General features: G+C 57.2%; 22 protein-coding genes and 7 pseudogenes. 20 read left to right on the top strand and 9 right to left on the bottom strand.

Annotated elements, in window-relative coordinates; genetic code table 11:
- Nucleotides 1-17 precede the first annotated feature (17 nt).
- Both EOK75_RS16135 and EOK75_RS16130 read right to left on the bottom strand, forming a co-directional pair.
- On the bottom strand, nt 18-1622 hold the full coding sequence (locus tag EOK75_RS16135) for an ABC transporter substrate-binding protein (RefSeq protein ID WP_137195079.1): 1605 nt from the start codon (nt 1620-1622) through the stop codon (nt 18-20).
- Between the two features lie 30 nt (nt 1623-1652).
- Nucleotides 1653-2297, bottom strand: a complete 645-nt coding sequence (locus EOK75_RS16130; RefSeq protein ID WP_137195831.1) for a glutathione S-transferase family protein — start codon at nt 2295-2297, stop codon at nt 1653-1655.
- Between the two features lie 276 nt (nt 2298-2573).
- Between EOK75_RS16130 and EOK75_RS16125 the strand changes: the two genes are divergently transcribed.
- The 4 genes from EOK75_RS16125 (at nt 2574) to chrA (ending at nt 5715) form a co-directional block, all read left to right on the top strand.
- A complete protein-coding gene (locus EOK75_RS16125) occupies nt 2574-3596 on the top strand; it encodes a permease (RefSeq protein ID WP_137195078.1) in 1023 nt (340 codons plus the stop codon).
- 82 nt (nt 3597-3678) lie between these two features.
- The gene (locus tag EOK75_RS16120) at nt 3679-4041 is read left to right on the top strand and encodes a hypothetical protein (protein ID WP_168199271.1); all 363 of its coding nucleotides are present in this window, start codon (nt 3679-3681) and stop codon (nt 4039-4041) included.
- Nucleotides 4034-4438, top strand: coding sequence for an ArsR/SmtB family transcription factor (locus EOK75_RS16115; RefSeq protein ID WP_137195076.1), 405 nt, complete (start codon nt 4034-4036; stop codon nt 4436-4438). The genes EOK75_RS16120 and EOK75_RS16115 overlap by 8 nt, the downstream gene beginning before the upstream one ends.
- Before the next feature lie 59 nt (nt 4439-4497).
- On the top strand, nt 4498-5715 hold the full coding sequence (chrA, locus tag EOK75_RS16110; protein ID WP_137195075.1) for a chromate efflux transporter: 1218 nt from the start codon (nt 4498-4500) through the stop codon (nt 5713-5715).
- Between the two features lie 103 nt (nt 5716-5818).
- Here chrA and EOK75_RS16105 read toward each other — a convergent pair whose 3' ends face one another.
- The 3 genes and pseudogenes from EOK75_RS16105 to EOK75_RS16095 all read right to left on the bottom strand — a co-directional run bounded on the left by EOK75_RS16105 (nt 5819) and on the right by EOK75_RS16095 (nt 7418).
- Nucleotides 5819-6082, bottom strand: coding sequence for a DsbA family protein (locus tag EOK75_RS16105; protein WP_168199270.1), 264 nt, complete (start codon nt 6080-6082; stop codon nt 5819-5821).
- A 220-nt stretch (nt 6083-6302) separates the two neighbouring features.
- Nucleotides 6303-6924: pseudogene (locus tag EOK75_RS16100) on the bottom strand (transposase); the annotation flags it as partial.
- Nucleotides 6925-7037: 113 nt separating this feature from the next.
- Nucleotides 7038-7418: a peroxidase-related enzyme gene (locus EOK75_RS16095; protein WP_137195073.1), complete on the bottom strand. Its 381-nt coding sequence runs from the start codon at nt 7416-7418 to the stop codon at nt 7038-7040.
- On the opposite strand from EOK75_RS16095, the gene EOK75_RS16090 reads away from it, so the two are divergent.
- The 3 genes from EOK75_RS16090 to EOK75_RS16080 all read left to right on the top strand — a co-directional run bounded on the left by EOK75_RS16090 (nt 7342) and on the right by EOK75_RS16080 (nt 9345).
- Nucleotides 7342-7674 (top strand): type 2 periplasmic-binding domain-containing protein, encoded by a 333-nt coding sequence (locus EOK75_RS16090; protein WP_205965531.1) that lies wholly within the window; start codon nt 7342-7344, stop codon nt 7672-7674. The genes EOK75_RS16095 and EOK75_RS16090 overlap by 77 nt on opposite strands.
- A gap of 400 nt (nt 7675-8074) precedes the next feature.
- On the top strand, nt 8075-8668 hold the full coding sequence (locus tag EOK75_RS16085; RefSeq protein WP_137195071.1) for a YkoF family thiamine/hydroxymethylpyrimidine-binding protein: 594 nt from the start codon (nt 8075-8077) through the stop codon (nt 8666-8668).
- A 38-nt stretch (nt 8669-8706) separates the two neighbouring features.
- Nucleotides 8707-9345 (top strand): ABC transporter substrate-binding protein, encoded by a 639-nt coding sequence (locus tag EOK75_RS16080; RefSeq protein WP_240794126.1) that lies wholly within the window; start codon nt 8707-8709, stop codon nt 9343-9345.
- Nucleotides 9346-9375: 30 nt separating this feature from the next.
- Here EOK75_RS16080 and EOK75_RS16075 read toward each other — a convergent pair whose 3' ends face one another.
- A complete protein-coding gene (locus EOK75_RS16075; RefSeq protein WP_137195070.1) occupies nt 9376-9792 on the bottom strand; it encodes a MerR family transcriptional regulator in 417 nt (138 codons plus the stop codon).
- A gap of 231 nt (nt 9793-10023) precedes the next feature.
- Between EOK75_RS16075 and EOK75_RS16070 the strand changes: the two genes are divergently transcribed.
- The 3 genes and pseudogenes from EOK75_RS16070 to EOK75_RS16060 all read left to right on the top strand — a co-directional run.
- Complete coding sequence (locus EOK75_RS16070; protein WP_137195069.1) at nt 10024-10482, top strand: GNAT family N-acetyltransferase; 459 nt, start codon at nt 10024-10026, stop codon at nt 10480-10482.
- Between the two features lie 310 nt (nt 10483-10792).
- Nucleotides 10793-10912: pseudogene (locus EOK75_RS21890) on the top strand (heavy-metal-associated domain-containing protein); the annotation flags it as partial.
- Nucleotides 10913-10979: 67 nt separating this feature from the next.
- Nucleotides 10980-11636 (top strand): annotated as a pseudogene (locus EOK75_RS16060) (HAD-IC family P-type ATPase); the annotation flags it as partial.
- Between the two features lie 3 nt (nt 11637-11639).
- On the opposite strand, the gene EOK75_RS16055 reads toward EOK75_RS16060, so the two are convergent.
- Nucleotides 11640-12248, bottom strand: coding sequence for an acyltransferase (locus EOK75_RS16055; protein ID WP_137195067.1), 609 nt, complete (start codon nt 12246-12248; stop codon nt 11640-11642).
- Between the two features lie 325 nt (nt 12249-12573).
- Nucleotides 12574-13621, bottom strand: a pseudogene (locus tag EOK75_RS16050) (IS5 family transposase).
- Between the two features lie 584 nt (nt 13622-14205).
- Here EOK75_RS16050 and EOK75_RS16045 point away from each other — a divergent pair.
- Nucleotides 14206-14593 (top strand): annotated as a pseudogene (locus EOK75_RS16045) (hypothetical protein); the annotation flags it as partial.
- 61 nt (nt 14594-14654) lie between these two features.
- Nucleotides 14655-15362 carry an IS6 family transposase gene (locus tag EOK75_RS16040; protein ID WP_137195066.1) on the top strand — a complete coding sequence of 236 codons (708 nt, stop codon included), beginning with the start codon at nt 14655-14657 and terminating at the stop codon, nt 15360-15362.
- Nucleotides 15363-15376: 14 nt separating this feature from the next.
- Here the strand turns inward: EOK75_RS16040 and EOK75_RS16035 are convergent.
- Nucleotides 15377-15547, bottom strand: a pseudogene (locus EOK75_RS16035) (IS6 family transposase); the annotation flags it as partial.
- A 256-nt stretch (nt 15548-15803) separates the two neighbouring features.
- Between EOK75_RS16035 and EOK75_RS21885 the strand changes: the two are divergent.
- The 8 genes and pseudogenes from EOK75_RS21885 to EOK75_RS15995 all read left to right on the top strand — a co-directional run.
- Nucleotides 15804-16265, top strand: coding sequence for a transposase (locus tag EOK75_RS21885; protein WP_168199269.1), 462 nt, complete (start codon nt 15804-15806; stop codon nt 16263-16265).
- Nucleotides 16266-16404: 139 nt separating this feature from the next.
- Nucleotides 16405-18006, top strand: a complete 1602-nt coding sequence (locus EOK75_RS16025; protein ID WP_137195064.1) for an ABC transporter substrate-binding protein — start codon at nt 16405-16407, stop codon at nt 18004-18006.
- Nucleotides 18007-18049: 43 nt separating this feature from the next.
- Entirely contained in the window at nt 18050-19111 is a 1062-nt protein-coding gene (locus tag EOK75_RS16020; RefSeq protein WP_137195063.1) for an ABC transporter permease, read from the top strand.
- Entirely contained in the window at nt 19111-20013 is a 903-nt protein-coding gene (locus EOK75_RS16015; RefSeq protein ID WP_137195062.1) for an ABC transporter permease, read from the top strand. Before EOK75_RS16020 ends, EOK75_RS16015 begins: the two co-directional genes overlap by 1 nt.
- On the top strand, nt 20010-20840 hold the full coding sequence (locus EOK75_RS16010) for an ABC transporter ATP-binding protein (RefSeq protein WP_137195061.1): 831 nt from the start codon (nt 20010-20012) through the stop codon (nt 20838-20840). Before EOK75_RS16015 ends, EOK75_RS16010 begins: the two co-directional genes overlap by 4 nt.
- Before the next feature lies 1 nt (nt 20841).
- Complete coding sequence (locus EOK75_RS16005; RefSeq protein ID WP_137195060.1) at nt 20842-21597, top strand: ABC transporter ATP-binding protein; 756 nt, start codon at nt 20842-20844, stop codon at nt 21595-21597.
- A 47-nt stretch (nt 21598-21644) separates the two neighbouring features.
- Complete coding sequence (locus tag EOK75_RS16000; protein ID WP_137195059.1) at nt 21645-22709, top strand: dipeptidase; 1065 nt, start codon at nt 21645-21647, stop codon at nt 22707-22709.
- A 644-nt stretch (nt 22710-23353) separates the two neighbouring features.
- Nucleotides 23354-23494 (top strand): annotated as a pseudogene (locus EOK75_RS15995) (IS5/IS1182 family transposase); the annotation flags it as partial.
- Between the last annotated feature and the right edge of the window lie 91 nt (nt 23495-23585).

Genomic DNA, 23585 nt, shown 5'->3' with positions numbered 1-23585 from the left:
GAAGGCGGCCCATCTGTTTATTCCGACTTGGAGATGTTCCAAAGGATCATCGTGCCGGGCATCCCGATAACACCGCTCAGCTTGGGCGAATGTGCGGCTGGTACGTACCACTGGCCAAAGGGCACGTAGGGCACAACATCATTGTAAGCCATGACCTGGATCTGATCGGCGAGCGCCTGACGATCCTCAGGTGTCGCTGCATCGGGGAACTGATTGATCAGGGCCTGCATCTCATCGTTGCAAGGCCATCCTGGCCAGGCCTTGTCACAGCTTGCCTGCAGCGGGATGTTCCCGACCGGATCAGAGATCAGCAGACCGGGCCAATAGGTCAGGCCGATATGCCAACCACCCTCGGACGGTGCGGCACGGCTTGCACGGCGCCCTGACATCGCAGCATAATCCAGCGCCTGCAACTCAACATTGACACCAATGGATCGCAGGGCTTCTGCAAGGACCAGTGTCGAAGAGTTCATGGTTTGGACATCCGTCGGGTGCAGGATGATGATGGTTTCGCCGTCATAACCCGCTTCGGCAAAAAGCGCCTTGGCTTTTTCCTTATCCTTGCCAAAATCAGCCTCAACCCCGGCATCGCTGGCCAGCGGCGCGCCGCAAACCAAGAAGGCGCTACAGGTTGAATACAGTTCCGGATCACTGAACATTGTGGTCAGGAATTCATTCTGGTCAACAAGATACAGCAAGGCACGCCGCGCACGGATATCATCAAAGGGTGGATGAATATGGTTCATCCGTATCATCCCCTGCGAGCCAAGCGTGTCTGTCCGGCGGATTTCTATTCCGGCAGACCGCAAGATTGGCAAGAAGTCGGTGCCGGGCGATTCAAGATAATCCACTTCGCCGTTTTGCAAGGCAAGGATTGCCGATTGCTGGTCGCGGATGTTCAGCCATTCCACACGGTCGACATTGACAACCTTACCGCCGCTGGCCCCGTTTGCGGGTTCATCACGCGGGACGTAGTTCTCATTGCGCTTATAGACGACCTTAGATCCCGGAACCCATTCTTCGGCGACAAACTCAAAGGGGCCGGAGCCGATAACTTCGGTAACGGCCACATCGGGGGGCGTTTCTGCCAATCGCTTGGGCATAATGACCGGCAGGATTACGCTCGGTTTGGACAAGGCATAAAGCATCAGTCCATAGGGTTTGTTCAGGCTCCAGACGACTGTCTTGTCGTCCGCAGCCTTTAGCTCGGCGGTGCGGCTCCAGATTTGCCGTCCAAAGCTGTCTTTCGCAGCCCAGCGGGTCATGGAGGCGACCACATCCTCGGCGGTGACAGGCGCACCATCGTGGAACGCCAGCCCGTCGCGCAGAACGAATGTCCAGGTCAGCCCGTCTTCGGATTCTGTCCAGCTTTCGACCATCTGCGGCTTGGGGGTCTGGTCCTCATCACGGGCAAACAGGACGTCATAGACCATTGCGGCGTGGCGCTGAACGATGCCCAGGGTCGTGACGATCGGATCAAGCGATTGCAAATCGGCATAGGGTACAACGCGAAGAACACGGTTTTCGGGCACTGAGGTCTGCGCAAGCGCGGGCGCGGTTGCCATTAAACAGGTGAGCATTGCACCGGCAAGCCCACCTTTCAATCTTCGAAGTACTGTCATTATAGCATCCTTATCGTTGCGGTTGCGGGGTCAATCTTGCAGAACAGCGCCGTCGGGCTTGGACATGCCGATAGCGACTGCCGGACGTTTCGCGACACGGTCGTGCCAGCGCTCCAGATGCGGAAAATCATTGAGGTCAAGCGTTGCCCAATCCGAGCGGGCAATCCATGGAAAAGCCGCGATATCAGCGATTGAATAGTCGCCGCCAAGATAGGGCACCTCAGATAAACGCTTTTCCAATACGTTGTAGATCCTGCGGACCAGGCCGACGCTATGCAGGCGCGCGGCCTCCGGTTTTTCAGGGGCCAGATCGGTCCAGTGGTGCGCTTGCCCCATTGTCGGCCCAAGCCCGGTCAGCGCCACCATCAGCCACGCCATCGCGTCTGCAAGGGGGCGGTCGCTTGTAGGCAAAAGGCGCCCGTGACGCTGTGCGAAATCAAGAAGAATGGCCCCGGATTCGAATAGCACATGGTCCCCCGATGCGTCATTCCACTCGACGATGGGGATCTTGCCATAGGGATTGCGGGCCAGCACCTCGGGGGCATTCTGTTCGCCGCGCCGGATATTGATTGGCACGACGGTATAATCGAGGCCCAGCTCCTCTAGGAGTATCGAGACGCGGTTCGAATTTGGTGTGGCCCAAAGCCATGCCTTTAGGTCCTGTTCTTTTTGCAAAAGCCGTTCCGATACTGATATTTTGTCCGATAGCAAGATCCCGTGCCTGCAGGCACGTTCGGGGCACTTCGTGTGAAGTGGTTTGGCCGTTCACCGATCCAAACCCATGCGACGGTTCAATTTGATACCACGTCACTGTACCAAAGGTTTTGGATGGCGCAAGCGCGATGATGCCCGATCCTGAGTACAAAACCTCTTGCGCAGGCCTTCGGTGATTTATATACGCACATATGCGCTAATGTACGTATATATGCCTGAACAAAGATGGTGAACAAAATGCAAGAAAACCCGTGGACGATAGCAATAGATGAGTTCCTACATGTCGGTGGCGCACTGGTCGTTATCATCGCATTTGTAACGGTGATGACGGGCATTCTTCGGGAATATATCCCGCAGGACAAGCTGCAGAAGAAACTGGCAAAACACGAGAATCGCGGCCCTTTGATGGGCGCGCTTCTTGGGACGTTGACCCCGTTTTGCAGTGCGTCGATGGTGCCGGTCGTGATGGGAATGGTAGAGATGGGGGCCTCGATGGGGACGATCTTCGGGTTCCTGATCTCTGCGCCCTTGTGCAACTTTGTGGTGGTCGCGCTTATTTTTGCAACCTTCGGCCTTAAAGTCACTCTTGTCTATATTGCCATCACACTCGGTGGGGCGGTTCTTTCGGGGTATTTGATCGGGCTTACGCCATTGAAGCACGCCGTTCGACGCAACATATCCGCGCCTGCACCCAGTTGTGGCGGTGTGCCGGTGCCTGCCTGCGGGGGCGGCGCGCCAACGGTGGCGTCGGTAAGCTGTGATGACGCTGTAGCAACCAGCGGTGACATGTCTGCGCCTGTCGATTGCTTTGGCGGTGCGGGCGTGGCGGCCCATCCCGGACTGTCCCATGCCGACCGTATCCGCGCCTCCATGCCCTTTGCTTGGGCCTTGTTCAAGCGCATCATCCCCTATGTCCTGATCGGTGCCGTGATCAGCGCCCTGTCCGCGGCATTCCTGCCTGCGGAAATGGTTGAAAAATACGTCGGCAGCGATAGCTGGTCTGCGATTCCGATTGCGGCCGGGATTGGTGTTCCGCTCTATCTGCGCATTGAAATGGCGCTGCCCCTGCTTCAGGTGTTGATCGCCAAAGGCATGGGTATGGGGGCCGCCATGGCGCTTTTGATCGGCGGCACAGGGGCCAGTCTGCCCGAGATCGCGATTATCTCCTCAATCCTCAAGCCCAAAGCCGTTGTGGCTTTCGTCTTTACCGTGCTGACGCTTGCCATGGTTGGCGGGGGGCTGTTCGTTGTCATCGCCTGATGATGTCATGGGGGGCGACCGCAGGGCACCCCGCAGCCTTGGTCTGGCAGCACTAACCTGCCCCTTACGAGCATGGATGGCCATGAAGCTTAAGATCAAAACAACGCTCTTGAACCTGTGTCCCTATACCCATCTCTGGCGGGCCGGCAGGCGGATGATAACGGACCGAAAGCTGCCCGAATCCGCGCGGCCGGGGGCCTGTATCGCGCTGTTGGGGCTGTTTTGCCCGCTCTTCTGGATTGCCTTGTTTTCAGGGGCGGGCAAAGGGGAGCTGATCTTTCATGCGATCCATTCGGGCGTCGTGTTTTTGATCGGGATCGTGATGTTGTTGGTCGGTCTTGCGAAAGAAAGCCGTAACCTCTCTGCAAAGGATCCAACGCATTGCCGTTCTGTGAGGGCTCGGATAGATTCCGATAGGGCTGATCACGGGGGAAAAGATGGATGACCGCTACGTCGAAGCGCTGAAGGCCATAGCAGAGCCCCACCGTTTGCGGTTGTTTTGGCTTTTGCTGGAGGTCAATGAGCGTATCTGTGTTGCCGAAGCCATGGATGTGCTGGGAGAGACCCATTACAACGTGTCCCGAAATCTGAAGATCTTGCTGAAAGCGGGGCTTGTGCGCGCCGAGAAAGACGGAAAATGGGTGTTTTATACGTTGAACACCAAGGATAACGCTTTTTACCGCAGCCTTGCAAATACCGTCCAGACGATCCCTGCATATGAGTGTGAGGATGAAATCAAGCGATGTCGTTTGCGGTTGAGCCTGCGCAAAGACGGGCGTTGTGTTGTGGGGGCAGGGAGTGCCGAGTGGGCGGAAATCTCTGGCCCTGCAACACTGGGATAGGGCCGCGGAGCACAGTGAATACTGCCATGGGCCGGGTATGCAAAGAAGAGGAAATCACAATGACGGACCGACTTGGGGCGAGTGAAGCGCGACAAACGCAGGGATCGCCGACTGAGGTCTTTTGGGCGTTCCTTTGGCTGGGACTGACCAGTTTCGGCGGGCCGATTGCACATCTGGGTTATTTTCGCGATGAGCTGGTGATCCGGCGGCGCTGGCTGTCGGATCAATCATATGCGGATCTTGTGGCACTGTGTCAGTTCCTGCCCGGTCCGGCGTCGTCCCAAGTGGGCTTTGCCTTGGGTATGATGCGGGCAGGTTGGATGGGCGCAATTGCGGCCTTCGTGGCCTTCACCCTGCCGTCCGCCCTCGTACTATCGGGGTTTGCTGTGACGGCGGCGTCGATGTCCGGGCCTATTGGCTCTGGTGCTCTTCACGGGTTGAAGATTGTGGCGGTGGCAATTGTCGCACAAGCGGTCTGGGGCATGGCGCGGACCCTTTGCCCCGACCGCGCGCGTGCAGCTATTGCCGTTCTGGCGGTTATCCTTCTGGCGTTCCTGCCTGCGGCAGTTGGCATGATCTGTGCTATCGTTGTGGGCGCTGTGATCGGCCTGATGCTTGGGCGGGGAACAGCGATGTCGACCGGCGGCCACATGGCAATGCCGGTGACCAAAGTGCAGGCAGGTCTTGCCTTGGCCACTTTCGCCGTGCTGCTGGTCGGTTTGCCCTTGATTGCGGGTGTTTCCAACAGTCTGAATGTGGTGGACAGCTTCTTTCGTGCAGGCTCTTTGGTGTTCGGGGGCGGCCATGTGGTTTTGCCGTTGTTGCAGGCCGAGGTCGTTGATCCGGGCTGGGTCACGGCGGATCAGTTCTTGGCGGGCTATGGGGCCGCGCAGGCAGTCCCGGGGCCGCTCTTTGCTTTCGCAGCTTATCTGGGGGCGGTGCTTGGCCCCGAGCCGAACGGGGGTGTCGGTGCGGTTCTGGCGCTTTTGGCGCTGTTTCTGCCCGGGTTTTTGCTGTTGATAGGGGCTTTGCCGTTCTGGGATCATTTCCGGACCATACCCGCCGCCCAATCAGCGCTCCAGGGGTCGAATGCCGCTGTGGTCGGTATTCTTGGGGCCGCACTCTATACACCGGTTTTCACCAGTGCGGTTCTGGACATGCAGGACTTTGCGCTGGCGCTGCTTTGCTTCGTGGCGCTGCTGGTTTGGAAGGCACCGCCATGGCTGGTCGTGATTATCGCGGCAGTTGGAGGCATTGGATTGCAGCTGCTGGGCTAAGCGGTATTTTTGCCCGAAAAGCCCTTGCGGCAATGGCTTATCGCCTTGCTGCAGGGGGCGGGCGCACGACAAATTCGGTTTATGCTGCGCCCTCGTAGCCCGCTTATGCCCACAGAGTGGCGTTCAGCCTTTCATCTAGAAACTCCAAACGGTCCTGAGCCCAAAAACGCGCGCTCTTATAGACATAGGTGGGCGTGCCAAACACGCCTGCGGCGCTGGCCTCGGTATGGCTTTTTTCCCAAAGGGCGTGGATTTCGTCGCTTTCCTTCATCGCGAGCAATCGCGCGCCGTCCATACCTTCGGCATTGGCGACATCAACCCGCACGGCGGCATCCAGAATGTCACGCTCCTCCGCCCATAGGGGCATGGCTAAAGCGCCGCCTGCAAGTGCCATGCCGAGCGCAAGCGCGCTGGCCCCCATTTAGAACCGTAAAAACTTTATTGTCTGTCTCCCGTTTTAGGGAAAGGCATTGCAGTCTATTCTTGGTTTCAACGACAGCTCACTTTTGTTTGCGCTTCAGCGTGGCGGACCCAAGCGGATGCATCAAGCGATTGGCCCAGCAGAAAATGGCGATTGCGTGGACCAGGTCGCGCGCCATCAGGCTCTGGCCCAGCAGTTTCATGCAATGCATCCGCTGCCCGGCAGGGTTATGCGAAGCATGAGCCCGAAAGGGCTTGTCTCGACGCGGCTCCGGCGGAGGTATCCGCTCCAGTTTCGCCAGAGTGCCCGACCCAGATATCTTGATGCGCGGAGTGCGTCGTTCCTGGCCATGGCCCCGGCAGTGGTTGGCTTCCATGGCCGGGCATTTTTGCGTGGCGGTATCACCGCAGCCGCACCGCGCTCGGCGATGCCGTTATGACATCGGCGCGTGTCGTATGCACCATCCGCAGTTACGCTGCCGATCTGCTGATCGCGTGGGATCTGGTTGAGCAGATGAGGTAACATCGGTGCATCACCGGTATTGCTGCCCGTGATCTCGACTGCTCTGATTTCCAGCGTTGCTCATCAATGCCCTGCCGGGCAGTGGTCAAGCACGTCTGGATGGCAGCTTCACTGAATGTCCGTGACCTGCCCCTCTTGCCGGAAGGTTCGGCATCCCGCTTCATCTCGGGATCGAACCACATCGTCAGTGATCCGCGGCGCTTCAGTGCCGCGTTATAATCAGCCCGGTCCGTCGTCTTATAGGTCGGCGATGTCGGTTTCCTCATGCAGGGAAGCTACCGCACTGGTTTCACGACATGAATCCCTCAACCCCTTTGTGCAACAGTGCCCCTGTTTTAGGGAAAAGGCATTCCAGTCCATTCCTGGTTTCAACGACAGCTCACTTTTGTTTGCGCTTCAGCGTGGCGGACCCAAGCGGATGCATCAGGCGATTGGCCCAGCAGAAAATGGCGATTGCGTGGATCAGGTTGTCGATCTCATCCGGCGATAATCCGGCATCGCGCAACGTGGCGACATGGTCACGTGTGGCGGCTACGGGTGTGGCCGAAAGCGCCTCTGCAAAGGCAAGGATTGCGGCATCCCGCAGCGACAGCCGGTCACGGTTTCGGGTCCAGATCCCGTATATCACATCTGAGGACCCGCTCTCAGTCGCATGGTGATCCGCAGGAACATAGGCGCAGTATTTGCAGCCGTTGACCAGCGAGGCGCCAAGCGCACCAAGTTCACAGTTTGCCCGCGACTGGCCGCCTTTGATGCGCACGGCCGACGTGGGGTTTTCTGCCTTTCCCCTAGATCATGAGCGTCTTAAATGCCTTGCCCAATGCGATTCGCCGCTTGTCGCCGCGGTCCAAAAAGGTGGCGTATACGACTCCGCCGAACATTTGCCGCTTTCGGTGTTCACAGAGGTGAGGCTAGCAACCGTCAGTAACAGCTTTCGCATTCGCAACCAGATCGGCCGTGCGTTGCAAGGTCAGGATGTGCGCCCGACTGCCGAAATTTTGACCACTCTTCTTTGAACGCGGTTATGGCGGCGGGGGTGGGCATCGGAATTGCGATCCCGTCACGGCCTTTGGTGTGCCTGTTCAGGGGATCACTATTCGCCCCCTTGCCACGCACATCAAGTATAGCTGGGGGATGTTTACCCCCTTGGAAACGAACCTGATGGATCACTTGGTGCAATTGACCGAAGCCTTCACCGAAGTAAGTTTGGCCATTGTGTCGCAAGTCGAAGACCTGCGGAATGGTCCCTCAAAAGGACAAGCCGGTTAGGACGTCGGTTTGCCCGGCTTGAGTGGCCGCAAGGTCCGGTTGTAACCCTCACCATACAACCAGGGGTGCTCTGTTCAGAGCTGAGATGCGCAAGACCGCGTGAACCCTTCACCGCTGATCCGGATAATACCGGGGGAGCGAGGGAAAATGTTTATAGGCGCGCAAGTGTCGCTTTATCCGATGACGTCAGATTTTGTTGGCGTTATCACATCGGGGCTCGCGGCCCTTACACCCTATCAAGACAAGCTGCGGGTTGAGACGGACGACATTTCGACCTTGATGGTCGGTGCGCCTGATCCGCTGATTGATGCCATTCGCGATCTATTTGCTGCCACCGCGCGTCGCCCCGATCATGTTACGATGCATGTCACCCTGTCGCGTGGTTGTCCGGGTGAGCCTGACGATCCAAGCTGTCGTTGTGACACGCTGGCCCGTGCACAAGATCAATCCCTTGAGGACCGCAAATCGCTTGCGCTTGCGGCGGTGCGCGCAGCCCCAGATCTTGAGGCCACGATCGATGTGCTGGGGCAAGACAGGCATATGGATGAAATCTATGGCTGCATCGATTTCCTGAAGGCGTCAGGTACATTCGTGAAACCCAAGAACTTCTGCACGCGCCCGCGTGGTGATGCGGGCGTGGTATTTGAGACTGTGCGGCAAGCGTTCTTACGGTTCGGTCCTGCCGAGGGTCATGTCACGATCGATCTGACGGCCTCGGCCAACAGCCCCAGCCTCGGCTAATTCCCGATCAGCGCGGCACGGTTGCGTTTGGAGACGTCATGCAGTTCATGCGACATATTCTGCCGACCATTTTGCTTGCCGCGGCGCTTTTGATGGCGTGGCAAGCCTATTGCACGCTGGCCGCCGTGTCACCGCTGCTGCTGCCCGCACCCGACCTGCAGATCTGTCAGGCAAGACCTATGCAGGCGTTGGTGGCGGGCAGGGCCGATTTCACCCTTGAAGTGGCGACTTGGAAGGGGGTGAATGGCGTGCTTTTGGGGCGTCAGAAATCCTATTTCACCTATGCCGATTACGGTATCCCCGATCAACAAAACGGCTATATCGGCACCCGCGCGGAGGTGTTGCAAGAGGATGCCGAAATGGTGGCCGCATTTATGCAAGCAACGCAGCAGGGCTATGAATGGGCGGCCGACCACCCGGCGCAGGCGGCGGACATGTTGATGGCAGCAGGCGAATTTCCGAACCCGGCTTTGGTTGGCGCCTCTATTCAAAGCATCGTTGGCGGCGGCTATTTGCGGGATGGTGATACGGCGGTTGGCACGATCGATGCAGATCGTTTTGCCGCGATGGCACGGTTCCTTTTTGACAGTGGTGTCCTCAAGGACACGACCGGCACACCGCTGGAATGGCCGGGGGATGTTTCGGCGTGGTTCGATCAAAGCTGGCTGGCGGATTGATCTCTTTTGCTGGCAAGATCGGTTACCGCATCAGTGCTCCCTGTCACAAAGGCCATGATCAGCCAAAGAGGCGAGCACGTAGCAATCTTCCGAGACGCCGCCTCCGTGACAGCCCTTGGCAATCCGGCTAAGTTCCTGCTCCAAGGTCTTTAGGCGTTTGATCTTCTCGCGCACATGGGCAAGCTGCGAAGTTGCGATTTCGTTCGCGGCTTCGCAGGACTTGTCGGGGTGTTCCTGGAGCTCGATCAGGGAAGAGATCGCCTCTATCGAGAACCCCAGATCACGTGCGTGGCGGATAAAGCTGAGCCGTTCCAATCCGGTCTTGTCGTATCGTCTTTGGTTCCCCTCGGTGCGTTCCGCCTCTGGCATAAGTCCCATGCCCTCATAGTAGCGAACCGTGGGAACTTTGACCTTGGTGCGCTTTGACCGTTCGCTGATAGAATACATGAAAGCCCCTATAACCTCTAGCTTGTATAGATATTGCGGGGGCTGGTGCCCGAACTCAAGAGCCGCCCGCATCACCGGTTTTCGGGCTATGTATTTTCTTTGCATAATATGGGGGGCGGCGATAAACTATGCCAGCAAAAGCGTGGGCGGTGCCGTCGTGCGTATGGATATAAGGGTGATCTCGGTGTTGATATCTAAGGCTAAATCTGTCTGTTTCGCGGGGTTCGCAATATGATTTCCATCGTTGCAGAGAGCCCCTTGGGGCCGGATCTGGACTTGCTAATGGCCCGCCATACGGCGGATATGCATGCAGATACCCCTCCTGATAGCATCCATATGATGGACGCAGGCCAGCTGGCCGTGCCTGCGGTCTCATTTTTCGTGATGCGCGATAATGGTGTTCCGGTCGGCATGGGGGCTTTCAAGCGGATTGACGACACGCATGCCGAGATAAAGTCGATGCATATTCTGGTCGAAGCCCGCGGCCGTGGCCTGTCCAAACGTATGTTGTCGCATTTGGTGGATGAGGCGCGTGCAAGCGGCCTTCGCAGGCTAAGCCTAGAGACCGGCATACAGCCCACATTTGTTGCCGCGCGTGCACTTTACGAAAAAGCGGGCTTTATCCTGTGCCCCCCGTTCGAGGGCTATAGCGAAGATCCCAACAGCATCTTTCTTACAATTACACTTTGAATTGGCGTTCTTGGTGGGGGCGGCACGTCTGTGTGCTTTCGCTGGCTCTGTTGCACAACCCTTGGCGGATGCAATGTCCGGCCCGATCATGGTGTATAATTACCGGTTGTCGTTGAACACCATGAAGGTCGAAAACTATGTTAGCGAAGGGATCTGAGGGGCGCGCCCCTTAATTCCGGTCAATCCAAAAATCTCTTGAACCTCTAGTTGCTAGAGGCGTTAGGCATAGAATCACGAAGAGTGATGCCCAGCCATATCCGGAGAGAACGATGACCACAACTTTGCCCGACCAAGCCGAACCCCGTTGCGAATGGACCGTTCGGGCATGGATTGCGGATCATGTGCCAATAAGAACAAAACCGCCTTGGAGCGGCTTCCGGGCGTGTCCGATATCAACGTGGCCTTGATGACCGAGAGGTTGAAACTCTCGCTTGATGAAACGCAGACACGCCGTGACAAGGTGGAGGCAACGGTGAAGGCGCTTGGTTATGGGATCAAAGAATGGCGGGTTGGACGCAGCCGGATTGCGGCGGGCGACCGCGCTGGAGGAGGAAGGCAAGACCGTTGCCGTGCTCTACCGCGACCAAGAACCCCTTGCCCTTTTTGCGCTGCGCGATGAGCCACGCAAGGACGCGGCCGAGGCCGTGCGCTAGTTGCGCGCCATGGGAATTAGACCGATTATCCTGACAGGTGACAACCCGCGCACTGCGGCCGCTATTGCGGGCGGTCTGGGCATGGAGTTTCAGGCAGAGATGATGCCCGAGGACAAGCTGGTCGCGATCAAAAAGCTGGGTGAGAGCGGCCATGTGATGATGATTGGTGACGGCATCAATGATGCACCCGCGTTGAAGCAGGCCTGCGTCGGTGTGGCGATGGGATCGGGCACCGATGTGGCGCTGGAAACCGCTGATGCGGCCATCCTGCGGGATCGTGTGACAGATGTGCCCGCGCAAATCCGGCTGGCACGGGGGGCGATGGCCAACATCCGCCAGAATGTGATGTTGGCGCTGGGATTGAAGGCCGTGTTTCTTGTCACCTCGGTCCTGGGCTTGACGGGCCTTTGGATCGCCATTTTGGCCGATACCGGTGCCACTGTGCTGGTGACATTGAACGCGCTGCGCCTGTTGCGTTTCAACCCCGAACAGGAGGGATAAGCGCTAAGCCTTGAAGAAATACGCCGCCCTCTGTCGGCTGAGCTCCGGTTCCATTTCGGGATCGTAGCCGCCTTTGCGCGCTTCAATCATGGCGCGCCAAGGGTAGCTTATGTTGCGGCTTTCAAGGATGGCCATGTGCTCTTCCATCGTTCTAATCTTGCGGGGCGGGTTCCCGGCATAGACCATACCACCTTCAATGCGTCCGCTGACCACGCTGCCCGCGCCGATTATGGTGTTGGGGCCGATGTTCGATCCCGGAAGGATATAGGTGCCCACCCCGATGAATACGTTGTCACCGATGACAACGGGCCCCACGGCATCAAATTTGGTTCCATGCGCTTGATTAAGCATAATCGCCGATCCGTCGTGGCCGGATACAAACCCGCCTGTGATCCAGACGTTATTTCCAATCCGCGTTAGATGCGGGTCCGTAAAAACGGCCGCAGGATTGATAGAGCAATTATCACCCATGCTTTCAAAACCGGCATGGCGGCGCATGTATTCTGTCCAGTCATCCAGCGACGGATTGCCGAATTTACGCCAAATCTTGACATATTTTCCGTGCTCGACCGCAGACTTTCGCAGAAACTTAATCAATAACTCACGTAACATTTATGTAGTTCCTCAGTTTGGGCGACTGTATCGGCCCAAGGGGGTATTCTCAAGTTAATGGGATAAAACACATGCTTGCGTAGGCATCTTCATGCCTGTGCTTGATATGTGTTTCTAAACCGGAAAACGTATTCCCTTTATTAAGTGGGGTTATTGTCAGCGCTATTTTATATCTGGGCCTGTTTTTGTATTTTTTAATTGGCCGATTACCAGGCCATTAAATTGCCGCATCGGGAAGGGGCTCCTCTTTTCCCAAACGGTTCCTTTGATGGGCGTTGTTGCATAAGTCGGTTTTAAGACGCGACGTCCCCGTTCCCCTTTTGGGTCAGGCAACGCGTTCGATCTCGGCGGTGCCGAGTGCATTGAAGCGGTTCATGAGTGCCACACGGATATGGACTTCAGCAGCTTGGCGGTCGGGGTCTCGTGACGCGATCCTCTCACCGAATGCTTTGAGACATCGCATCCCGGCCTCGATACGACTTCTGACGTGATAGCCGGACCAGCGTTTCCAAATGGCCCTGCCCAGGCGTTAGGTCGCCCTGAGGATGTCGTTGCGGGCTTGGGCGGAGGGACAATCCTCTTTCCAGCGGCGGCCATTCTTGCGAATGGGGATGACTGCGGTGCCGCCTCGATCAAGGATCGCGGTGTGACAACGGCGGGTGTCGAAGGCGCCATCCACTGCCCGGCAGTGCATGTTTACATGCATGTGAGGGACCGGTCACTGTGCCGATCTGTTCATCGGGCGGGATCTGGTCCAGAAGATGAGGTAGAACCGGGCTGTCACCGTGGTCGCTTGAGGTGAACTCCACCGCCCGGATGTCGTCGGTGGCAGTATCCATCGCCAGATGCACCTTACGATACTGGCGGCGGCGATGTGTGCCATGCTTGCGCGCAAGCCATTTGTTACCCGGCAGGGGATTGCATCGCAATCGCCCGAGAGGGCGCCATCGCCCAAGAACTTGATCCCCGTGCTGTCCACCAGCAGGTTCATAGGCCCCGGCGCACGGCGGTTCGACATTTGCACCGTGATGGTCTTTTGTCGCCGACTCAGGGTCGAAAAGTCGGGCACCGTCCAGTCCAGGCCTGCCATCTGCAGGATGCTGCCCACCATGCCAGTCGCTTGCCGCAGTGGTAGGCTGAACAGAACCTTCACCATGAGGCAGAACTGTATCGCGGCGGGAGAAAACACTGGTGGGCGACCAGGGCGGCCCGCCTTCGGGGCGAGCCACATCATGTCCTTGTCCAACCACCCTCTCACGCATGCAGGCATGCGTTGCCGGGCAACGGATCAACAGTGAACCACGGCGCTTCAGCGCATCGTTGTAGGATTTCCAGTTCGTCGTGCGATAGCGGGCGATTGGGGGCTTGCTCATGAAAGCCTGTCTAACCGCATTGTTTCACCTTGTGAATCGCCTGCCGTCAGAGTTTTGCAACAACGCCCATACCATCTGCCCTTGGCAAAACCTAACTTGATTTTTCAGATCTTTGATCTCACCACCGACATTCGACGCTTGCGCTCATCGCAGCATCGGTCGAAGAAGGCTCAATGCCGACCTCGAATGCAGCGCAGCATTTCACGATATGATGCATTGTCAACGTCGGGTTGTCGTTGTGGGAGGGCGTGGCAGATCGGAGGAACTGTCATGCAAACACCAAACTTACCCGCCATCCGCGCGCTTCGTCGGCCTAGAATAAGGGCCGGATCATCGACTAGAAAAGGCCGCTCAAGCCCGAACACGTCTGGGGGCACTGTCAGAAGAAACCTTGTTGAGGCGGGCAGGGCGAGCAATTAGCTTCGTGGGATGACTATGTTGCACAAATCCAGAAGGGATTCATGTCGTGAATCCAGTGTGGTAGCTTCCCTGCATAAGCAAACCGACATCACCTACCTATAAGACGACGAACTGGGCTGATTATAACGCGGCGTTAAAGCGCCGCGGATCACTGACGATCCGTTGGCCGGTACGACACGCGCCGATGTCATAACGGCATCGCCGAGCGCGGTGCGGCTGCGGTGATACCGCCACGCAAAATGCCCGGCCATGGAAGCCAACCACTGCCGGGGCCATGGCCAGGAACGACGCACTCCGCGCATCAAGATATCTGGGTCGGGCGCTCTGGCGAAACTGGAGCGGATACCTCCGCCGGAGCCGCGTCTAGACAAACCCTTTCGGGCTCATGCTTCGCATAACCCTGCCGGGCAGCGGATGCATTGCATGAAACTGCTGGGCCAGAGCCTAATGGCGCGCGACTTCGACCGCCTGGTCGCCGAGGTTCAAGTGCGCGTTGCGATCCTGAACGGCTACACCGCCCTTGGCATCCCCGTCGCGGAAGCCGTGGGGTAAATCCGTCTGGGGAAAGGCGCGAACCGTTCGTCAGCTGATTTGCGCAACAGAGTTGCGTGGGATGACAAAACGCAGTCCCTTTCGTTGCTTCAAGACGAACCCAGAGATTATCCGTCTGGCCGTGATGCTATATGTGCGGTTTCCGCTTTCGCTTCGCAATGTTGAGGATGTTTTGCACGAACGCGGCATCGAAATCAGCCATGAGACGGTTCGATTTGGGTGGCACAGATTTTGTCCGCTGTTTGCTGCAGAGATCCGTAAGAAAAGGGTCAGCCAGATGCGCGCATATTCGAATTGGCAATGGCACTTGGACGAAGTGTTCTTGAAAATTAACGGCGAGACGCATTATCTTTGGCGGGCGGTGGATCACGAAGGAGAAGCCCTGGAAGGCTTTGTTACAAAGCGCCGGGATCGCAAGGCAGCATTGAAATTCCTGAGTAAAACAATGAAGCGTCATGGGCGCGCACATATTTTCGTGACCGACAAGCTGCGATCCTACGGTGCGGCGATGAAGGTAATCGGCAGCACCGAAAAACAGGAAACTGGCCGCTGGCTAAATAATTGGGCCGAGAATTCACACCAGCCATTTCGAAGGCGGGAACGGGCTATGCGACGCTTGAGGCGGATGCGAACCCTGCAGATATTTGTCGCCGTCCACGCCTCGGTCCACAACCATTTCAATCAGGAACGACATCTCTACAGCCGATCAAATTTCAAGCTCAACCGCGCAATCGCTCTTGCCGAGTGGCGTCAACTCGGCGCGGCATAAGGATCAGCCTTACTGTCCTTGGAGAGACAGCTTCGCATTTGTCTGACACCACCGCGGCTAACAATCACACCACGTTCGGCAAGCAGATCCTCGACACCCGCCGCGCTCAGCGGGAACCGGTGGTACGCCCGGACAGCGTAAGCGATGATTTTACGTGGGTGACGAAAGCCCTTAAGGCGGAGCATTGGCCCGGTATTTTCATGCGCCACCCGATAGCCAATCCAGCAGGGCTGAACAACTTGGCAATGCCGTCCTGACCCTAGCAGTGCGTGAGTAAAGCAGGCGCATTGAGTCTTGCAGTCTATCAAGCTGTTGTTATTATTTTATTGGTGAAAAAAATCTGGTGGTACATACGCCAACCATTTTCAGGCACGGCGCTTTCCCATAAGTTCGGCAACTAATTGTTGAACCGACTTCGTCTGTTTTTCCGGCCAGCACCGCGTGCTTGCATGGGGGAGAGGGGGGCTGGACAGGGAAAGAAGCTGGCGCAAGCCTTGGCCGCCCTGCGGTTTTCGGGATGCCACGATCCAGGCTCCGTTCAAGCTGCCCCTGAGACAGACGCCAGGTATGGTTGTCGGCTTGCTGCAGATGGCGGATCTTGAACGGGGCGGTGCCCGATTACACCACCTTGTGCGACGGCAAAAGACGCGGGCTGTCCGGATCCCAAAGGGCAAGCGATCGGCTTGGGGACTGCTGGTGGCGGCTATGACGCCCAAAGCCGGGTCGAGAGTCCGCGATGCGTTCGCCGAAGGGCTTCAGGCAGTGCATCGCGGCAAGACATCCAGACCGCGAAACCCAAATCAGCATCGCGCCGACAAACCACTTCAATGCGTCAGGCATCGCCAAGAACGTTCGCGTGGCCTGAAGCCCGTGGGGAAAGGGGAAGTCACGCCTCAGGCTTGAGGCGCGCACCCGCGCCTACTCCACGGAACACTTCAACAGGCCGCTTGACAAATAGGCACGAAAGCTGCCCATTTGGTAAAAATCTGTTCTGCAGTCATGGGTGCAGAACAGAGAAAGTAAAAACAATAGGGAGTCCATCATGTCTTTTGATCCATCTTTTCGTAAATTAGGCGCCTTTGCGCTTTCTTCGCTTTTGCTTGGGGTTGCTCCCGCAGCACTCTTTGCCAACACTCCGGCCGATACGCTCGTGATTGCCGATGCGATTGACGATATCGTCTCGCTCGACCCGCATGAGGCGTTCGAGTTTTCGGGCACTGATATCGTCAACAACACCTATGACAGCCTGATCGAGCTTGACCCGCAACAGCCCGGCGAATTGCTGCCCGGCCTTGCTGAAAGCTGGGATGTGTCCGAAGACGGCCTGACCTATGTATTCAAGATGAAGCCGGGCATCACCTTTTCGTCTGGCAATCCAGTGCGGGCTGAGGATGCGGCATGGTCACTGCAACGCGTCGTCAAGCTGAACAAGAACCCGGCGTTCATTATCAACCAGTTCGGCTTTACCCCCGAAAACGTTGAGGGAAAAATCACAGCGGATGGTGACACCCTTACCATTGTCACTGACAAACCCTATGCGCCAACATTCTTTTACAACTGCCTGACGGCGGCCACCGGTGCCATTGTGGACAAAGAAACCGTCATGTCCCATGACGACGGTGGTGACATGGGTGGCAAGTGGCTCAATACCAACTCGGCTGGTACAGGTGCTTATACGCTGCGGTCGTTCAAGCCGAATGAAAGCGTTGTTCTGGAGGCGCGTGAGGGCTATTGGCGCGGGGATGCCAAGTTGAAGCGCGTCTTCATCCGCCATATTCCAGAGGCGGCGACCAACCGTCTGCTGCTGGAAAAGAGCGATATCGACATCAGCCGTGAAATGACGCCGACCGATATTTCGGGCATCGAAGGCAACGCCGATCTGAAGGTGCAGGATGATGTTGGCGGGCAGGTTTACTACCTTGCGATGAACCAGAAAAATGAGGTTTTCAATAACCCCAAGGTTCTGGAAGCGATGCGCTATGCTGTGGATTATCAGGGTATGGCGGGCAGTTTTCTGAAAGGTCAGCAGGTTGTGCATCAGGCCTTCTTGCCCTCAGGCTATCTTGGCGCGCTGGACGATACACCCTACAGTCTTGATATTGAAAAGGCCAAGGCGCTGTTGGCAGAAAGCGGTGTCGGGCCGATTAAAACCTCGATCACTGTGCGCAACGTGCAAGAGCGTATGGACATCGCCCAGTCGATCCAGAACACTTTTGGCCAAGCTGGCATTGAGGTGGAGCTGAAAGTCGGTGACGGGGCCGAGGTGTTGGGCATTTACCGCGCCCGTCAGCACGAAATCACTGTGCAAACATGGGGTCCGGATTATCCTGACCCGCATACCAACGCCTCCACTTTTGCGATGAACCCCGACAACTCGGACGAGGCGAAACTGACCGGATATCTGGCATGGCGCACCGCCTATGATCCCGGTGAGCTGATGACTATGGCGGAGCAAGCCGTTACAGAGCGTGACACGGCCAAGCGTAAGGTCCTTTACGAAGAAATTCAGCAAAAGCATCGCGAAACATCGCCCTTTATTGTGATGTTCCAGCAGGCCGAACAATCGGCCATGCGCAAGAATGTAGAGAGCTTCTATACTGGCGGGGCGACCGATCAGGCGACGTTCTGGCTGGCCACGAAGTAAGCACAGCAGGCGGGCGGTTTTTTGGCCGCCCGCCGCTATTTATATGACAGATACTTCGCACCCCTCCCGTATTTCGCGCTTGCCTGCGTTTTTACAGCAGATTGCAGGCATTATTCTGACGCTGGCCATCACTCTGTTGGGGCTGCTTCTGGTGACCTTTGTCATCTCCCGTGTGGTGCCGATTGACCCGGTTTTGGCCGTGCTCGGTGAACGCGCGACAACCGCGCAATATGATGAAGTGCGGCTGGCTTTGGGGTTGGATGAGCCGTTGTGGAAACAATTCGCCATCTATGTCTGGGACGCGCTGCACGGTGATCTGGGCAATTCGATCAAATCCGGCAGGCCCGTCGCGCAGGAAATTGCCCGCTATTTCCCCGCCACCTTGGAACTGGCAACGCTTGCCACAATTATCGGCGTCATTGTCGGGGTGCCTGCGGGCGTTTTGGCCGCCACCAAACCCGGAACCTGGATTGACCAGATCGTGCGGGTTGTGGGTTTGATGGGGTATTCTATGCCGGTGTTCTGGCTGGGGCTGATCGGTTTGCTGCTGTTTTACGGCATTCTTGGCTGGGTGGGCGGGCCGGGGCGGCTGGACAGCGGTTTTGAGATGATGCTGGAATTTGATCTGACCCAATATACCGGCATGATCTTGCTGGATACCGCGCTGAACGGGCGTTGGGATATGTTCGCCAACGCCATCAGCCATATCATTTTGCCTGCCTCGCTGTTGGGCTACACCTCTATGGCCTATATCAGCCGGATGACGCGCAGCTTTATGATGAACGAACTGGGGCAAGAATATATTACGACGGCGCGCGTCAAGGGCATGCCGGAATACCGTGTGATCTGGGTGCATGCCCTGAAAAACGTGATGGTGCCGCTGATTACCGTGATCGCCTTGTCCTATGCCTACCTGCTGGAAGGTTCGGTTTTGACCGAGACTATTTTTGCGTGGCCCGGGTTGGGGCGTTATATCACCGACTCTTTGTTTTCCGCTGATATGCCTGCGGTTTTGGGCGGGACTGTGGTTGTGGGGGCGGTGTTTGTAACGCTGAACATGCTGTCGGATATCTTGTACCGACTTGTTGATCCGAGGGCGCGGTGATGGCTGTCTTTACATATTTGCGCGACCAGAACCCGTCCTCGCGGATGCAGGCACGGCTGGGGCAATGGTATTTGGCGTGGCTGCGGATGCGGCGCAATCCACTGGCGATGACCGGGCTTGCAATCATTCTGGCGCTGCTTTTCGTCGCCGCTTTTGCGCCATGGCTGGCACCCTATGACCCATTGGAGCAGGATTTGGGCCGTCGCCTGCTGCCACCGTTGTCGCCGGGCCATTTATTTGGCACCGATGATTTTGGTCGTGACATGCTTAGCCGGATTTTGTTTGGCAGCCGGATTACGCTTTATATTGTGTCGCTGGTCGCCGTTACTGCCCCGGTTCTGGGGTTGTTGGTTGGCACCGTGGCGGGGTATTTCGGCGGCTGGACGGATCAGATCCTGATGCGCATTACCGATATCTTCCTTGCCTTCCCGCGTCTTATCCTTGCGCTTGCACTGATCGCGGTGATGGGGCCGGGGATTGAAAACGCGGTGCTGGCCATCGCCCTGACCGCATGGCCACCCTATGCGCGTGTGGCGCGGGCGGAAACGCTGACGGTTCGCACCTCGGACTATATCGCGGCAGTTGGTTTGCAAGGGGCGGGGTCGGGGCGGATCATCTGGGGCCATGTGATGCCGATGTGCCTGCCGTCTGTCATTATCCGCGTCACGCTTGATATGGCAGGGGTGATTTTGATCGCTGCCGGTCTGGGCTTTTTGGGCCTTGGCGTGCAGCCGCCCTTGCCGGAATGGGGGCTGATGATTTCGTCGGGGCGCAAACTGTTGTTTGAACAGTGGTGGGTCGCGACGGTGCCGGGCCTTGCCATTTTCATCGTCTCGCTTGGCTTTAACCTTTTGGGCGACGGGTTGCGCGATGTACTGGACCCAAGGAATAGTGGCAAATGACCCTTCTTTCAGTTAAGAATCTGCGTGTTAATTTCGACACCGAAACCGGCGTGGTGGAGGCGGTTCGCGGCGTGTCATTCTCGCTTGGGCGCGAACGGTTGGGGATTGTCGGTGAAAGCGGGTCCGGGAAAACCATGACGGGACGTTCGGTGCTGCGGTTGATCCGCCCGCCGGGCCATATCAGCGCGGATGAGATGGTGTTTGACGGCATCGACTTGATCGGAGCCAGTCAAAAGGAAATGCGCGCGCTGCGCGGGCAACGTATCGCGATGGTGATGCAAGACCCGAAATACTCGCTAAATCCGGTCATGCGGATCGGCGCACAATTGACCGAAGGCCTGCGCCAGCGCGACCGGATGTCAAAGGCAGAGGCCCGCATCAAGGCCATCGCCGCGCTGGAGGCTGTGCAAATCCGCGACCCTGAACGCGTGATGGACGCCTATCCGCATGAGCTGTCGGGCGGCATGGGCCAGCGTGTAATGATCGCGATGATGCTGATCCCTGACCCTGATTTACTGATCGCGGATGAGCCGACCTCGGCACTGGACGTTACGGTTCAGGCGGAAATCCTGTCCATTCTTGATAATCTGGTGAAAACGCGCGGCATGGGGCTGATCTTTATCTCGCATGATTTGCGTCTGGTCGGGCGTTTTTGTGACCGCGTTTTGGTGATGTACAAAGGCCGCGTGGTAGAGGAGTTGGCAGCGAAAGATCTGATGCACGCCAAACACCCCTATACACAAGGTTTGCTGAACTGCCTGCCACGGATCGGCGGCAATCGCGCCCCGCTTGCCGGGCTTGATCGCGATGCAGAATGGGCAACGTAAAATGCTGATTGAAGTTGAAAACCTATCCGTCACCTATACTGCCAAAGGGCGCAAGGTCCGCGCCGTAGAGAACGTCAGCCTGTCTGTTGGCTTGCATGAAAGCTATGGCTTGGTGGGGGAAAGCGGGTCGGGAAAATCGACCATCCTGCGCGCGATCTGCGGGCTCGCACCTATCAGTGCCGGCTCGATCCGCATTGACGGGCAGCCTTTGACCGCCCCCCGCAGCCGCGATTTTGTGCGTCAGGTCCAGATGGTCTTCCAGGATCCCTATGCCTCGATCCACCCGCGCCACACGATTGACCGCACCCTGTCGGAACCGCTGGCGATCCACGGGATCAAAGACAGCGACGCCCGCGTTATTCAGGCGCTGACCGATGTTGGCCTGCCGACCAGCTTTCGCTTCCGCTATCCGCACCAACTTTCGGGTGGTCAACGCCAGCGGGTTGCGATTGCGCGCGCACTGATGTTGGAGCCGTCGATCTTGCTGCTGGATGAGCCGACCTCGGCGCTGGATGCATCGGTGCAGGCGGAAACCCTGAATCTTCTGTCCCGTTTGCGCAACGAACGCGGCTTGACCTTCCTGATGGTCAGTCACGATTTGGCGGTCATCGACCATATGTGCGATCGCATTCTTGTGATGCAACAGGGCAGCGCGGTTGAAGAACTGACCCGCGATCAACTTGCCGGTGCCCAGATGCAAACCGACTATGCCCGCACCCTTTTCGACGCGAGTGCGGACCGTATGCTTGAAGGCTAACCCTTACCCCGCACCCCAAAAACCAGTAATTAAACAGGTCTTTCTTCATGTATCATCCGGTTTTCGACGGCCATAACGACTTTCTGCTCCGGCTTTTAAAGGACCCCGAACGGCGAGAGGATATCTGGCTCAAGGGTGATGGCACGGGCCATCTTGACTTGCCACGTATGCGCAAGGGCAGCTTTGCAGGCGGGTTCTTTGCGATCTATATCCCGTCGCCCATGGCGCATGACGCGCCTGATTTTCAAGAGATGATGCAAAACCCACCGTTTGAGGTGCCGCTGCCGGACCCTATCCCGGCCCATATCGCACAGCCCACGGCGCTTGCGATGGCGGGGCACCTATTGTGGATGCAGCGTGCTGCACCTGATGATTTCGCGCTCTGTACCACGGTTGTTCAAATCCGTGATGCCATGGCAAAAGGCAAGATAGCCGCGATCATGCATATGGAAGGCGCCGAGGCGATCAGCCCCTCTCTGGACGAATTGCCGCTATATCATGCGATGGGTTTGCGCTCTCTCGGGCCGGTTTGGTCGCGACCTACGGCCTTTGGTCATGGCGTGCCGTTCAAGTTTCCCGGCTCCCCCGATACGGGTCCGGGCCTGACGGATGCAGGTAAAGATTTGGTCCGCGCCTGTAATGAAATGCGCATCATGCTGGACCTGAGCCATTTGAACGAGGTGGGGTTTAATGATGTCGCCCGACTTTCAGACGCGCCACTTGTTGCGACCCATTCAAACGCCCATGCGGTGACCCCCTCCACCCGCAACTTGACAGACCGGCAGCTGGCGATGATCCGTGATAGCGGTGGCATGGTCGGGCTAAACTATGCCAGCGGCTTTTTGCATCCTGACGGTAAAGAGGGCGCCGATATGGGATGGGAACCGATCTTGCGCCATATGGACCATCTCATTGAGCGGCTGGGCGAAGATCATGTCGGGCTTGGATCTGATTTCGACGGCGCAACATTGCCCAAAGGGATAGGCGATGTAACAGGGCAACATGCCCTACAAGACGCGCTGCGCAGCCATGGTTATGACGATGCCATCCTCGCTAAGATTTGCCATGAAAACTGGCTTGCGGTGTTGGAGCGAACATGGGGCGGGTCGTAATGCCTGTTATCCCGTTTCGACGTGGTTGGGCAATTTTCAAACTACCACTGTGTTTGGCATAGTCCTTACACCCAACGCCAAGGTTCAGGCCTTCGCTAACGGGGACGTCTCAGTCAAGTGCTTTTTGACATACGCATCCGACCGCATAGTTGCAGATTTGATGACAGTTGCTTTCTGAGCCGTTCTGCTTTCGCCGCGGCCTTCGTCGGAGATCATCCCGGGTGCATGCTTCGGTCCGTGGGCAGCGCTTGGCTGCCAACATGATGCTGGTTCAAATGCAATTCCGATGTGCCTATCTCATAGGCGTGCTCAATGTTGGTCGGCAACAGTCCTGACCACGGCATTATCGGAACCACGCCCCTGCGCGACCGCCGGTTTGTGATCCAACGAACAGATAGTTTTTGCGCCCAGGCACTAAATCGCTCCGCGATATGGGCGCTTGTTTCTGGTGTTGCGCTGAGTTGGGATTTGTTTCGCGATTTGAGATGTTGGGTGTGTGCTGTTGGTTGAGGTGATTTTGCCTCGATTGACAGAGGGTTTTCCCATGAGCATTCAGCACTCCACTCCAACACCGCCCCTTACCGCCGGAGCCGCGTCGAGACAAACCCTTTCGGGCTCATGCTTCGCATAACCCTGCCGGGCAGCGGATGCATTGTATGAAACTGCTCGGTCAACGCCTCTCCGCGCGTGACTTCGATCGTCAGGTTGCGGAGATCCAAATCCGCGCAGCGATCCTAAATGGCTTCACAGCTCTCGGCATACCCCATACAGTGGTCGTAGGCTAAATCCGTCTGGGGTTAGGGGAAGTGTGACCTCAGGCCGATTTGTGCAACAAAGCCGCTCGCGACTGCAAACGCCGTTCTAATCAAATCCGCA

Origin of the sequence: Pseudorhodobacter turbinis (assembly GCF_005234135.1) — a bacterium.
GTDB lineage: Bacteria > Pseudomonadota > Alphaproteobacteria > Rhodobacterales > Rhodobacteraceae > Pseudorhodobacter > Pseudorhodobacter turbinis.
The sequence above is the reverse complement of the archived record's forward strand: the minus strand, read 5'-3'. Positions and strand labels throughout refer to the sequence as shown.

Bases quoted from the DNA above. Each gene is read 5' to 3' on its own strand.
- EOK75_RS16135 (WP_137195079.1), bottom strand. From the start codon at position 1,622: ATGACAGTACTTCGAAGATTGAAAGGTGGGCTTGCCGGTGCAATGCTC.
- EOK75_RS16125 (WP_137195078.1), top strand. From the start codon at position 2,574: ATGCAAGAAAACCCGTGGACGATAGCAATAGATGAGTTCCTACATGTC.
- EOK75_RS16120 (WP_168199271.1), top strand. From the start codon at position 3,679: ATGAAGCTTAAGATCAAAACAACGCTCTTGAACCTGTGTCCCTATACC.
- EOK75_RS16115 (WP_137195076.1), top strand. From the start codon at position 4,034: ATGGATGACCGCTACGTCGAAGCGCTGAAGGCCATAGCAGAGCCCCAC.
- chrA (WP_137195075.1), top strand. From the start codon at position 4,498: ATGACGGACCGACTTGGGGCGAGTGAAGCGCGACAAACGCAGGGATCG.
- EOK75_RS16105 (WP_168199270.1), bottom strand. From the start codon at position 6,082: ATGCCCCTATGGGCGGAGGAGCGTGACATTCTGGATGCCGCCGTGCGG.
- EOK75_RS16085 (WP_137195071.1), top strand. From the start codon at position 8,075: ATGTTTATAGGCGCGCAAGTGTCGCTTTATCCGATGACGTCAGATTTT.
- EOK75_RS16080 (WP_240794126.1), top strand. From the start codon at position 8,707: ATGCAGTTCATGCGACATATTCTGCCGACCATTTTGCTTGCCGCGGCG.
- EOK75_RS16075 (WP_137195070.1), bottom strand. From the start codon at position 9,792: ATGTATTCTATCAGCGAACGGTCAAAGCGCACCAAGGTCAAAGTTCCC.
- EOK75_RS16070 (WP_137195069.1), top strand. From the start codon at position 10,024: ATGATTTCCATCGTTGCAGAGAGCCCCTTGGGGCCGGATCTGGACTTG.
- EOK75_RS16055 (WP_137195067.1), bottom strand. From the start codon at position 12,248: ATGTTACGTGAGTTATTGATTAAGTTTCTGCGAAAGTCTGCGGTCGAG.
- EOK75_RS16040 (WP_137195066.1), top strand. From the start codon at position 14,655: ATGACAAAACGCAGTCCCTTTCGTTGCTTCAAGACGAACCCAGAGATT.
- EOK75_RS16025 (WP_137195064.1), top strand. From the start codon at position 16,405: ATGTCTTTTGATCCATCTTTTCGTAAATTAGGCGCCTTTGCGCTTTCT.
- EOK75_RS16020 (WP_137195063.1), top strand. From the start codon at position 18,050: ATGACAGATACTTCGCACCCCTCCCGTATTTCGCGCTTGCCTGCGTTT.
- EOK75_RS16015 (WP_137195062.1), top strand. From the start codon at position 19,111: ATGGCTGTCTTTACATATTTGCGCGACCAGAACCCGTCCTCGCGGATG.
- EOK75_RS16010 (WP_137195061.1), top strand. From the start codon at position 20,010: ATGACCCTTCTTTCAGTTAAGAATCTGCGTGTTAATTTCGACACCGAA.
- EOK75_RS16005 (WP_137195060.1), top strand. From the start codon at position 20,842: ATGCTGATTGAAGTTGAAAACCTATCCGTCACCTATACTGCCAAAGGG.
- EOK75_RS16000 (WP_137195059.1), top strand. From the start codon at position 21,645: ATGTATCATCCGGTTTTCGACGGCCATAACGACTTTCTGCTCCGGCTT.